Here is a 12,647-nt window from a genome sequence, read left to right as displayed (position 1 = left end):
TCAGGAGAGTTTGAGCAGAATTTTACCCTGCATCGGCGCGCCATTGAGTGACTTGACGGCGCTGGCAAAGCTCTCGGCATCACCACTGTGGGCAATTAATGGCTCAAGCTGTAAGCGTTTTTCCGTCAGTAAACGCGCTGCAGTTTCCCATTCTTCTCCAGGCCATGGGCTGGAATAGTTCATCCAACTGCCAAGAATGGTTAACTCTTTACGTAATATTTGTCCAAAGACACCTGAAGCCAGCGCCAGATCGTGATGCAGCGTACCCACTAACGCCAGTTGAGCGCGAGGGCCGGCAATTTCGATCGACAGCGTCACAGTTTGTGGGGTTCCCGCAGTTTCCAGTATGAGTTGGTCAAACTGAACGTTCTCCAGACCAGAGTGAATCTCAGTCGCACTCATCTCCCGACTGTTAAACACATAGGTTGCCCCCAGTTCTTTCGCTAACGTCAATTTTTGCGGGTTGATATCAATCGCCGTGATGCTTTTGGCGCCGAGTTCGCGGGCGCATTGCAGTGCCAGTAAACCGATAGTACCCGCGCCCACAATAATCACGTTTTTATCTTCGCAGCCCTGGGCCAGATGGAAGGCATGCAAACCGACGGTAATCGGTTCGATGAATGCCCCGTCATCAATCGGCATATCTGATGGCAGTCGGAACAGATTGGCGCGTTTTACGACCACATATTCCGCATTGCCCCCTTCGCTACGCGAACCGACAAACTGATATTGCTTACACAACGAAAAGTAACCACGCTCACACTGAGGACAGTGGAAGCAGGGGAGCAGCGGCACACAGGCAACGGCGTCGCCTGGTTGCATATCAGTAACGCCAGTGCCGTAGGATTCAACATAACCACTAAATTCATGACCCAGCGTTATTGGGTAATAATGCGCACCATGAGAGAAAATACGCGGGATATCAGAACCGCAAAGTCCTGAACTAACCACCCTGACCAATACATCGTTATCGGCTTGCAGTTGGGGCATGGGACGTTCTTCAACGCGTACGTCTCCCTCAGCGTGAATAACCACTGATTTCATAAGAGTCTCCAGAAATGTGAAGGGGAGCAAATGCTCCCCAGAAATTAAGATGTGGGCTGGCTTTCTGAGATAGCGGCTGCTTTTTCGGCGGCGACGAAATTACGTGCCCGGCGCCAGGTCAATAGCACACCTGCGAAGTAAATGATGGCAATAACTGCAAACGCCACGACGTTTTGCCAGGTAAAGAGCTGAATCAGTAACCAGGTGATCGGCGAGCCCCCCTGGTCCAGAGAGGCGACCATTCCACCTGCTTTCAGTGCCCCGGCGTTGGCGGCAAGCTGAGTGTGTAAGCCGATGGTCTGGGTGGCGATCCACAAGGTGATGCCCATGATGATGACGCCAGAGATCAGCGTGCGGAATAGATTTCCCTGATGAACGGCTACCGCCATTGCGACGAAGAACCCAATAGTGGCAAGATCACCGAAGGGCAGAACCTGATTACCTGGGACCAGCACGGCAATCAGAATGGTCAGCGGAATAAAGATCAGGCTGGCGGAAACCACCGACGTATGGCCGAGCAGCAATGCGGGATCCAGACCAATTAAGAACTCCTGACCGCCAAATTTCGCCTGCAGGCGTTTGCGGGCATGCTTCGCGATAGGTGTTAAGCCATCCATAATCGGTTTAATGACGCGCGGCATGAGCAGCATGACGGCAGCAGTTTTTACCGCCAGTTGCAATACTGCTTTGATGTCATACCCGGCTAACAAGCCGATCACTAAGCCCATAACAAAACCGACGGTGACTGGCTCACCAAAAGGACCGAAGCGTTTCTGTACATCATCTGCACTGAAATGAATGCGATTCAGACCCGGGATTTTTTCAATGATCGTATCAACCAGGACCGCTATTGGCCCCAGATAGGCTGATGAGCCGTGTGGAATGGCAATACCTTCGAGACCGAAAAAGTCGCGCGTGTCTTTCGCAAACCAGTCGCCAAGTTTGTAGACAAATGCGGCGTGAACAACCACGCCGAGAATGCCCAGCCAGTATGAACCGGTTGCCAGATGCAACATGGCGCCGGTAAACGTCATATGCCAGATATTCCAGATGTCGACGTTCACCACGCGGGTCATGCGGGTAACCAGCATCAGGATATTCACACCAATGGCGACAGGAATCGCAATTAGCGCAATTTGCGAAGCCCAGGTCATTGGTGATGAACCCGGCCAACCAACATCAATGACATGCAGGTTGATTTGAAACTGCTCCGCCATTGCTTTTGCGGCAGGCCCGATAGAATCCAGCATCAGGCCAATAACCAGACCAATGCCGACGAAGCCGATCCCAATATGCAGACCAGATTTAAAACAATCCCCGAGCTTCATCCCCAATAGTTTTGAGAAGATGATGATCACGAGCGGCAGCATAACCGTTGGACCTAAATCGAGGATATAACGCATTATTTCGCTAAACATGGCGTTACCCCACGAGGATAGTCAGTATTTTTTGCTGCAACGCTTCGATACCTACGCCTGAAACAAAAGGCATGCCGTGGACCACAGGGATATCGCCAAAAGTACGGTCAACACGGGCGGTGGTACAGATAAGATCTGCTCCATCCATATAGGTTTCGATTTCCGTTACCCGGCACTGAACCAGGTCGAGTTGGATATTGTTGGCTTCACACAATTCTTTAATTTCTTCTGCTGCCATTGTTGAAGTTGCTACAGCACCGCCGCAAGCCACAATTACTTTACGTTTCATAGGGTATTCCTTTTATTATCAGTTTTTTATCAAGCCTGGGCGCAAGGCTCAGACTCAAGGATTTTTTCCCGAAAGAGCATTGCCAGTTCAGCATCTGGCGCATTCAATAATGCTTCAATGGTGTTCGGGTTTTGCAGCTCACTAAACAGACGACGCAGGAGCTTCAGCTGCGCCGTCGGGTTCTCAACGATTAAGGCAATAATTAAAGAGACCGCTATCTCTTCATCATCATCTGCCTGCTGAAAGTTGACAGGCGTCTCTGGGCGAATCAGATAGATAGCTGGCGATTTCGCATGAACGGCTTCACAGTGCGGGATCGCAACGGCATGATGTTCCAGCGCGATTCCAGTTGGAAAGGTTGCTTCACGCTCAATCAGGGCCTGCGGGTAGCTTTCATGCACGACCCCTTTGGCCAGCATCTCTTCCCCAATGTGCACCAGCGCATGCTGACACGAGCTAAAATTAATTCCGGTTCGGACAAAGAGTTGGCTCATATATTCTCCAGATTTCAGGCGATAACTGGCGCGCAGCCAAAGCGATAGGCACGCAGAACGTCCTGGATTTTGTCGATAATCAGATTATGTGGTGTAGCTGTGAGCGTTCCTTCTGACAGGCGCTCAAACTGCACGGGCATAAACTGGCTAATTAGTCCCAGCGGTAATGCCACACCGTTCAGGTTGGCAATTAACTTTTCCACGCTTTGACGAATACGCGGATGAGGCCAGTAGTAGCGAATACGGTCAGACAAGCTGAAGTGAATATCGACCATCGCCTGGCTCCAGGTTGGACGATAGTATTTTTTCCAGTAGTCCGGCTCATTCAGCATGACTTCATCAATCACCTCCAGCACCCGGCTCCGTTGTTCCGGAGAGATCAGCTCATTTTCCATTTGTGCCAGCGCAAAAATAGCTTCGCGAAGGGCGAAAGTCAGCGCGGGACCGACTTTCAGAATCGCATAGTGGTCACGTACCAGGTCACGATAGGCCTGACGGGTTTGATAATCTGTGGAGTGCGCCTCGTAGACCATCGGCGTCTCTTTGATCCAGGCGGAAAGCGCTTGTGCGGCTTGTGGTTGATAGTGAATGATCTGTGTGTGATCAAACTCTACGCCTGGCTGGACGACAATGGCGATCACACGGGTTAATGCTTCTTCAAGCCCTAATGCGCGAAAAGCGACCTGGTGTGTTTCCAGAGTACGGGCAGCATCTTCTTCGCGGGTAACATGTACGGTACCAATAGTACTGGCTTCTCCGCCAGGTACAGGAACTTCTGTCCCTATAACGTAAGTTAATTGGCGTTTCTGTTCTTCAGTGGCTGTTGCTTCTGCGGCCTGGCATAACACAGCGGCGCGCTCGGCGACAACCATTGGATCCAGCGGTGTGGGATCGTCAGCACAGGACATAGAGGCATCAAGATGGATTTTACTGAATCCAGCGGCGACATAAGCTTTAATTAAATCTACGGATTTCGCCATTGCCTCTGCTGCCGGTTCATTTTGCCAGCAGTTAGGACCGAGGTGATCGCCCCCGAGAATCAGTCTTTCACGAGGGAAACCGACTTGTTCTGCAATGTTATACACAAAGTCACGGAAATCGGCAGGCTTCATCCCGGTATAGCCGCCAAACTGATTTACCTGATTAGATGTCGCTTCGATCAGCACTTTACTGTCTGTATTGAGATCAAAACGTAATGCGGATTCAATCACCAGCGGATGGGCTGAACAAACAGAACAAATGCCCAAATGTTCACCCGCTTTATGACGAGAGATTATTTCTTTCACTTCTATCTCCGATATCTTTTGTTTATCTTCATAATATTTTTGGATTGAAGGCAAGGGTAAAAGCATCTTTCGTGATCCAGCTTTAAAAACAAACCTTTGTCAGCACCCGTGCAATTCAAATTAATGAAGGACTTACAGCTTTCCTTCGCAGCCGCAGTCGGCAATGACTTTACGTACCACCTCTTTCATCGCTGTTTTTGCTGGCACCATGTAGTGCCGTGGATCGTTCGCATCGATGTGGGCGCTCAGGTAGTTTTTGAGTGCGTCAGCAAAGGCGATTTTGAGTTCGGTAGCGACGTTGACTTTGCAGATCCCGAGAGTGATTGCGCGTTTAATATCCTGAGGGGGCAGGCCGGAAGCGCCATGTAAAACTAAAGGAATATCAACGCATTGACGAATTTCCGCTAACCGTTCAAAGTCCAGTTTTGGTTCTGCGGTGTACAAGCCATGGGCAGTGCCAATGGCGACTGCCAGTGAGTCGATACCTGTTTTTTCTACGAACTCTCGAGCCTGCTCAGGGTGGGTATAAAGTGCATCCTTGCCATCCACGATCAGATCATCTTCTTGCCCGCCCAGGCGTCCCAGTTCTGCTTCAACGCTGACGTCATAGCGGTGGCAGTAATCCGTCACGCGTTTGACTAACGCGATGTTATCGGTAAACGGTAAATGGGAGCCGTCGATCATGACAGAGCGAATCCCTGCGGAGACTTTCGCTTCAATATCGCTGACGCTTTCATGGTGATCGAGATGAATTGCCAGGGGGTGGTTCCAGCTTCTGGCCAGCTCGCTGGCGATAGCGACTATATTACCTACACCAGCGTAGCTAAACGTACCTGGCGTTCCGGCGACGATCAACGGAGAACGTAGCTCGGCAGCCGTTTCCACGACAACCTGTAAGGTCTCGAGATTGTGGATGTTAAACGCGGGGACGGCGTAGCCTTCTTGTTGAGCCTTCTTCAGCATCGTTTTGCTTGAAATGATAAACATACTTCCTCCGAAGTCTTTCGATTTCTTTCTTCGAAATAAAGTATAGGGTTTCGTAATGTTTTTTTGTGATTTCGATCTGAAAAATGAAAGTTTCGAAAGTAATGGGAGGGTTGCGAAAGTTTATGCCAAAAAAAAGAGCATGCCCGTAGACATGCTCCTGAAGAAAAAACAGTGAAAAATCAGGTTACCGGTGCCGGGTTAAATACCGCCAGCTGGTTATGTAATCCCCACTGATCTGAGAAGGTTTTCTTACGACCGCTGGCCACGTCGAGAATGAACTCGAATAGCTTTAACCCTACTTCTTCGATGGTTTCTTCTCCGGTCGCGATGGTGCCTGCGTTGATGTCCATCAGGTCAAACCAACGATTAGCCAGTTCAGTTCGCGTCGCCATTTTTATCACCGGCACGGCCATCAGACCGTACGGCGTACCGCGACCGGTGGTGAACACCTGCACGGTAATGCCGGAAGCAACCTGCTGCGTACCACAGACAAAATCGCTTGCCGGGGTGGCGGCATAAATCAGGCCGCGCCTGGTTGGACGCTGACCCGGCGACAATACTTCGACAATCGCGCTCTTGCCTGACTTGGCAATAGAACCCAGCGCTTTTTCCACCACGTTTGCCAGACCGCCTTTCTTGTTACCCGGAGAGGGGTTAGCGCTGCGGTCAGTTTTTCCCATATCGAGATAGTTGTCGTACCAGGCCATCTCTTCGAGCAGACGCTTGCCCACCTCTTCGTTAACTGCCCGTGGGGTCAGAAGATGGATCGCATCGCGGACTTCGGTCACTTCCGAGAACATCACGGTCGCACCGCAGCGAACTAGCAGGTCGGAGGCATAACCTACCGCCGGGTTGGCCGTTACGCCAGAAAACGCATCGCTGCCGCCGCATTGCATGCCGACAACCAGTTCTGATGCCGGACAGGTTTCGCGCTGGCGCTGATTGAGCTTTGCCAGGTGGCGCTCAGCGACCTGCAAAATGTCTTCTACCATGGATTTAAAGCCAACGTGTTTTTCATCCTGCAGGCTGACGATACTGGCGCTGTCTACCGGAATACTTTTCACATCGTGAGTACCTTCCAGCAGGCGCTCAGGCTGGAGTTTTTCGCAGCCAAGGCCGATGACCATTACTTCACCGCCGAAGTTCGGGTTCAGCGCAATATTGTGGATTGTACGAATCGGCACGATGGCGGCAGGGGCATTGATCGCCACGCCGCAGCCGTACAAGTGATTGAGCCCCACCACGCCGTCGACGTTCGGATATTTGGGCAACAGATCGCGCTCAATGATTTTCACTACATAGTCCACCACGCCCGCCACACAGTGCACGCTGGTGGAGATGCCGAGCAGATTCTTGGTGCCGACGCTGCCGTCAGCATTGCGGTACCCTTCGAAGGTATACCCCTCCAGCGGCGGCAGCGGTTCCGGGACTTTGGTTGCCAGCGGTAATGTTTCCAGCGGCGGGGCTTTTGGCAGTTCAACCATCGATTCATCGATCCAACTACCGCGGGGGATATCGCGAACGGCATAGCCTATCACTTCGCCATAACGCACGATTTCGCCGTGAACAGGAATGTCCAATAGCGCCACTTTATGACCCTGGGGAATATGTTCAATTAGCTCCAGTCCGTCCGGAAAACGTGTCCCGGCTTTCAGACCATTGTCATTGACAATAATCGCCACATTATCTGTGTCGTGAACTTTAATATAAAACGCCGTTGGCGATTCTTGTCTAATTTCGATGTCGGCCATTGTCCAGTATTCTCCAGCCAGGTGGTGATAATAATTGTATGGGTGTTGTTATATTGCAGCTAATTAAAAGCAATAAAAACTTGGTATTGTGAAATAAGAATGTCAGGAGATTAAATCTGAGAATGTGACCATGATCACTTAAACTCAGGTACATCATGCTGCCAGAGGTGGCAATACGTAAATGTGTGCATTAGCGCCCATGCTTATGTGCATTTGCCCAGGATAATATTCTAACGCATTTTCTTTAGTGAGCATTTGCACAATGATTAACCTTGTCGTGCTGATTATACTAAATCACGGTTTCATAGCACCTGATAAATTATTGCGTATTTTTATTGGTGGTAATTAATTCTTAAAAATGCCTGCCGAATAATAAAAGACATGTACCCGAGGTAACCTGAGGTAAATAGTATGATACTGGATACGGTGGTAGAGAAAAAGAAAGGTACGCACACTCGTTATTTAATATTGCTGATAATCTTTATTGTTACCGCCGTTAACTACGCGGACCGTGCGACGTTGTCTATTGCCGGTACGGAAGTGGCGAAAGAGTTGCAGCTCAGCGCCATCTCAATGGGTTACATTTTCTCCGCCTTCGGCTGGGCTTATCTGTTGATGCAAATCCCCGGCGGCTGGCTGCTCGATAAGTTCGGCTCGAAGAAAGTCTACACTTACAGCCTGTTTTTCTGGTCGCTGTTTACCTTCCTGCAGGGATTCGTGGATATGTTTCCGCTGGCCTGGGCGGGTATTTCAATGTTCATCATGCGTTTCATGCTGGGCTTCTCGGAAGCGCCGTCCTTCCCGGCGAACGCCCGTATTGTGGCGGCCTGGTTCCCGACGAAAGAGCGCGGTACGGCATCCGCAATTTTTAACTCCGCACAATATTTCTCTCTGGCGCTGTTTTCGCCGCTGCTGGGCTGGCTGACCTTCGCCTGGGGTTGGGAGCACGTCTTTACCGTGATGGGCGTTATCGGTTTTGTGCTCACCGGCCTGTGGGTAAAGTTTATTCATAACCCAACCGATCACCCGCGTATGTCGCAGGAAGAGCTGAAGTTTATCTCTGACAACGGCGCGGTTGTGGATATGGATCACAAGAAGCCGGGCGCTGCGGCATCTGGCGGTCCTAAGCTGCATTATATCAAGCAGTTGCTGACTAATCGCATGATGCTTGGGGTGTTCTTCGGACAGTATTTTATCAATACCATCACCTGGTTCTTTCTGACCTGGTTCCCGATCTACCTGGTGCAAGAAAAAGGCATGTCGATTCTGAAAGTGGGTCTGGTGGCGTCGATTCCTGCGCTGTGCGGATTTGCCGGTGGCGTGCTCGGCGGTGTGTTCTCTGATTATCTGATTAAACGCGGCTTCAGCATCACCCTGGCACGTAAGCTGCCGATTGTGCTCGGAATGTTGCTCGCGTCGACCATTATTCTGTGTAACTACACCGATAACACTACCCTGGTTGTCGCGCTGATGGCGCTGGCGTTCTTCGGCAAAGGCTTCGGCGCGCTGGGTTGGCCGGTGATCTCCGATACCGCACCGAAAGAAATCGTCGGTCTGTGCGGGGGGGTATTTAACGTATTTGGCAACGTCGCTTCCATCGTCACCCCGCTGGTGATTGGTTATCTGGTGAGCGAGCTGCACTCATTTAATGCTGCGCTGATGTTTGTAGGATGCTCGGCGCTGATGGCGATGGTTTGCTACCTGTTTATTGTCGGTGACATTAAACGTATGGAATTGCAGAAATAAACAAAGGTATAGGCGATGAATAACACGATTTTTCCGAATAAGTTTAAAGCGGCCCTCGCGGCGCAACAGATTCAGATTGGCTGCTGGTCTGCATTAGCCAACCCAATCAGTACCGAGGTTTTAGGCCTGGCAGGTTTTGACTGGCTGGTGCTGGATGGCGAACACGCGCCGAACGATATCTCGACGTTTATCCCGCAATTGATGGCGCTGAAAGGCAGCGCCAGCGCGCCAGTCGTGCGCGTACCGACCAACGAGCCGGTGATTATCAAGCGTCTGCTGGATATTGGGTTTTACAACTTCCTGATCCCGTTCGTTGAGACACAAGAAGAGGCGGTGAACGCCGTGGCGTCGACCCGCTATCCGCCGGAAGGTATTCGCGGCGTGTCCGTCTCCCATCGCGCCAATATGTTTGGCACCGTACCGGACTACTTTGCGCAGTCGAATAAGAACATCACCATCATCGTGCAGATCGAAAGTCAGCAGGGCGTTGATAACGTTGACGCTATCGCGGCGACCGAAGGCGTAGACGGTGTCTTCGTCGGCCCAAGCGATCTGGCTGCGGCGCTAGGCCACCTCGGCAATGCGTCGCATCCTGATGTGCAGAAAGCTATCCAGCACATTTTTGCCCGCGCGAAAGCACATGGCAAACCAAGCGGAATTCTGGCCCCGGTAGAGGCGGATGCGCGTCGTTATCTGGAGTGGGGCGCGACCTTTGTTGCTGTTGGCAGCGACCTTGGCGTGTTCCGTTCAGCCACGCAGAAACTGGCTGATTCTTTTAAGAAATAACCACCATCGACAGTAGAGAGATAAAGACATGACAATGAAAGTTGGTTTTATTGGCCTCGGTATCATGGGTAAACCAATGAGTAAAAACCTCCTCAAGGCAGGTTACTCGTTGGTGGTTGCTGACCGTAACCCGGAATCCATTGCACAAGTCATTGCCGCTGGTGCAGAAACCGCCGCCACGGCGAAAGATATTGCTGAACAGTGCGATGTGATCATCACCATGCTGCCGAACTCTCCGCATGTTAAGGAAGTGGCGCTGGGTGAAGGCGGAATTATTGAAGGGGCGAAACCGGGCACAGTGCTTATCGACATGAGCTCCATCGCGCCGTTAGCCAGCCGTGAAATCAGCGACGCGCTGAAAGCGAAAGGCGTGGATATGCTGGATGCACCGGTAAGCGGCGGCGAGCCAAAAGCGATTGATGGCACGTTGTCGGTGATGGTTGGCGGTGATAAAGCGATTTTCGACAAGTACTACGATCTGCTGAAAGCGATGGCAGGCTCCGTGGTGCATACCGGTGACATTGGCGCGGGTAACGTCACTAAGCTGGCGAACCAGGTGATTGTGGCGCTGAACATTGCCGCGATGTCTGAAGCGCTGACGCTGGCGACCAAAGCGGGTGTGAACCCGGATCTGGTGTATCAGGCGATCCGTGGCGGATTGGCGGGAAGCACCGTACTGGACGCGAAAGCGCCGATGGTCATGGACCGCAACTTTAAGCCGGGTTTCCGTATTGACCTGCATATCAAAGATCTGGCCAATGCGCTGGACACTTCTCATGGGGTCGGCGCGCAGTTGCCGCTGACTGCTGCAGTCATGGAGATGATGCAGGCGCTGCGTGCAGATGGGCTGGGCACCGCCGATCACAGCGCGCTTGCATGCTACTACGAAAAACTGGCGAAAGTGGAAGTCACACGCTAACAAGAAGGGCGCGGATGTGCGCCCTGTATTTCTTGCCTTGCGCGGCACAGTCAGGCTACATAACTATGAAAATCGTAATTGCCCCAGACTCTTATAAAGAAAGTCTATCTGCCACTGAGGTCGCTCAGGCAATAGAAAAAGGATTTCGGGAAATATTTCCCGATGCGCAATATGTTTCAGTTCCGGTGGCCGACGGCGGCGAAGGAACGGTCGAAGCCATGATTGCCGCCACGCAAGGGAGTGAATATTCCGCGTGGGTGACGGGGCCGCTGGGTGAAAAAGTGAATGCCTGCTGGGGCATGTCCGGTGACGGTAAAACCGCGTTTATTGAAATGGCTGCAGCCAGCGGCCTGGCGTTGGTTCCTCCTGAAAAACGCAATCCATTAGTGACAACGTCTTGTGGTACCGGAGAGTTGATTTTGCAGGCGCTGGAAAGCGGTGCGAAAAGTATCATTATCGGCATTGGCGGTAGCGCGACCAATGACGGCGGCGCGGGTATGGTGCAGGCACTGGGAGCAAAACTCTGTGATGCCAACGGTACTGAAATCGGTTACGGCGGCGGTAGCCTGATTTGCCTCAATACCATCGATGTTTCGGGGCTGGATCCGCGCTTAAAAACCTGTTCAATCCGTGTTGCCTGTGATGTGACGAATCCTCTGACGGGCGATACTGGCGCATCCCGCATCTTTGGGCCTCAGAAAGGGGCGACTGAGGAGCACATTGTCGAGCTGGACCGCAATCTTTCCCACTATGCCGATATCATTAAAAAATCGCTCAGGGTGGATGTGAAAGACGTACCTGGCGCGGGAGCGGCTGGTGGAATGGGGGCCGCGTTAATGGCTTTTTTAGGCGCGGAGCTGCGCAGTGGTATCGAGATTGTGACTCAGGCGCTCAATCTGGAAGAACATATTCACGATTGTACGCTGGTGGTCACCGGTGAGGGACGTATCGACAGCCAGAGTGTGCATGGCAAAGTGCCGATTGGTGTGGCAAATGTAGCGAAGAAGTACCATAAACCAGTAATTGGTATTGCCGGTAGCCTGACACGCGATGTGGACGTGGTACACCAATATGGCATTGATGCGGTGTTTAGCGTATTAACCCGGATCGGCACGCTGGAGGACGCTTTCCGCGGGGCATCGGATAATATTTACCGCGCTTCAAGGAATATCGCTGCCACGCTGGCGATCGGAATGCGTAGTGCGGGGTGACAAAGGCGCACGAACCCTCTATACTGCGCGCCGAAGCTGACCAGACAGTCGCCGCTTCGTCGTCGTCCTCTTCGGGGGAGACGGGCGGAGGGGAGGAAAGTCCGGGCTCCATAGGGCAGGGTGCCAGGTAACGCCTGGGGGGGAAACCCACGACCAGTGCAACAGAGAGCAAACCGCCGATGGCCCACGCAAGTGGGATCAGGTAAGGGTGAAAGGGTGCGGTAAGAGCGCACCGCGCGGCTGGTAACAGTCCGTGGCACGGTAAACTCCACCCGGAGCAAGGCCAAATAGGGGTTCACAAGGTACGGCCCGTACTGAACCCGGGTAGGCTGCTTGAGCCAGTGAGCGATTGCTGGCCTAGATGAATGACTGTCCACGACAGAACCCGGCTTATCGGTCAGCTTCACTCTTTATAGAACCCCGCTCCGGCGGGGTTTTTGCTTTGTGAGACAGAATAGATGAATGACTGTCCACGACGCTATGCTCAAAAGAACGTGGCTTATCGGATAGCTTCACTCTTTATAGAATCCCGCTCCGGCGGGGTTTTTGCTTTGTGAGACAGAATAGATGAATGACTGTCCACGACGCTATGCTCAAAAGAACGCGGCTTATCGGTCAGCTTCACTCTTTATAGAATCCCGCTCCGGCGGGGTTTTTTGCTTTCTGTGGCGTAGCCCTAACAGGAAGTCCATCATTCTGTCCGTTGTAACATAAAT

At 52.0% G+C, this 12,647-nt stretch carries 11 protein-coding genes and 1 other RNA gene; 5 read left to right on the top strand and 7 right to left on the bottom strand.

The window, feature by feature from the left end; all coding sequences use genetic code 11:
• The 7 genes from gatD to garD all read right to left on the bottom strand — a co-directional run bounded on the left by gatD (position 1) and on the right by garD (position 7,269).
• Positions 1–1,044, bottom strand: coding sequence for a galactitol-1-phosphate 5-dehydrogenase (gatD, locus tag EHN13_RS23260; protein ID WP_124022152.1), 1,044 nt, complete (start codon positions 1,042–1,044; stop codon positions 1–3).
• 44 nt (positions 1,045–1,088) lie between these two features.
• Positions 1,089–2,462 carry a galactitol-specific PTS transporter subunit IIC gene (locus EHN13_RS23255; protein ID WP_048213373.1) on the bottom strand — a complete coding sequence of 458 codons (1,374 nt, stop codon included), beginning with the start codon at positions 2,460–2,462 and terminating at the stop codon, positions 1,089–1,091.
• 4 nt (positions 2,463–2,466) lie between these two features.
• Positions 2,467–2,751 carry a PTS galactitol transporter subunit IIB gene (gene gatB / locus EHN13_RS23250; RefSeq protein WP_003828616.1) on the bottom strand — a complete coding sequence of 95 codons (285 nt, stop codon included), beginning with the start codon at positions 2,749–2,751 and terminating at the stop codon, positions 2,467–2,469.
• A gap of 29 nt (positions 2,752–2,780) precedes the next feature.
• On the bottom strand, positions 2,781–3,245 hold the full coding sequence (gene gatA / locus EHN13_RS23245; RefSeq protein WP_048213372.1) for a PTS galactitol transporter subunit IIA: 465 nt from the start codon (positions 3,243–3,245) through the stop codon (positions 2,781–2,783).
• 14 nt (positions 3,246–3,259) lie between these two features.
• Positions 3,260–4,531, bottom strand: a complete 1,272-nt coding sequence (gene gatZ / locus EHN13_RS23240) for a tagatose-bisphosphate aldolase subunit GatZ (protein ID WP_061068671.1) — start codon at positions 4,529–4,531, stop codon at positions 3,260–3,262.
• A gap of 132 nt (positions 4,532–4,663) precedes the next feature.
• Positions 4,664–5,518, bottom strand: coding sequence for a tagatose bisphosphate family class II aldolase (locus EHN13_RS23235; RefSeq protein ID WP_061068670.1), 855 nt, complete (start codon positions 5,516–5,518; stop codon positions 4,664–4,666).
• A 179-nt stretch (positions 5,519–5,697) separates the two neighbouring features.
• Positions 5,698–7,269, bottom strand: coding sequence for a galactarate dehydratase (gene garD, locus EHN13_RS23230; RefSeq protein ID WP_124022151.1), 1,572 nt, complete (start codon positions 7,267–7,269; stop codon positions 5,698–5,700).
• A 411-nt stretch (positions 7,270–7,680) separates the two neighbouring features.
• Between garD and garP the strand changes: the two genes are divergently transcribed.
• The 5 genes from garP to rnpB all read left to right on the top strand — a co-directional run bounded on the left by garP (position 7,681) and on the right by rnpB (position 12,340).
• Complete coding sequence (garP, locus tag EHN13_RS23220) at positions 7,681–9,015, top strand: galactarate/glucarate/glycerate transporter GarP (protein ID WP_048213368.1); 1,335 nt, start codon at positions 7,681–7,683, stop codon at positions 9,013–9,015.
• Between the two features lie 15 nt (positions 9,016–9,030).
• Positions 9,031–9,801 carry a 2-dehydro-3-deoxyglucarate aldolase gene (garL, locus tag EHN13_RS23215; protein ID WP_048213367.1) on the top strand — a complete coding sequence of 257 codons (771 nt, stop codon included), beginning with the start codon at positions 9,031–9,033 and terminating at the stop codon, positions 9,799–9,801.
• 28 nt (positions 9,802–9,829) lie between these two features.
• The gene (garR, locus tag EHN13_RS23210) at positions 9,830–10,720 is read left to right on the top strand and encodes a 2-hydroxy-3-oxopropionate reductase (RefSeq protein ID WP_048213366.1); all 891 of its coding nucleotides are present in this window, start codon (positions 9,830–9,832) and stop codon (positions 10,718–10,720) included.
• Between the two features lie 65 nt (positions 10,721–10,785).
• On the top strand, positions 10,786–11,931 hold the full coding sequence (garK, locus tag EHN13_RS23205) for a glycerate 2-kinase (RefSeq protein WP_061068667.1): 1,146 nt from the start codon (positions 10,786–10,788) through the stop codon (positions 11,929–11,931).
• Positions 11,932–11,963: 32 nt separating this feature from the next.
• Positions 11,964–12,340, top strand: an RNA gene (rnpB, locus tag EHN13_RS23200) — RNase P RNA component class A.
• The last annotated feature ends 307 nt before the right edge of the window (positions 12,341–12,647 follow it).

It is taken from the genome of Citrobacter youngae, from assembly GCF_003818115.1.
GTDB lineage: Bacteria > Pseudomonadota > Gammaproteobacteria > Enterobacterales > Enterobacteriaceae > Citrobacter > Citrobacter youngae.
This window is presented reverse-complemented; position numbering and strand designations above follow the sequence as displayed.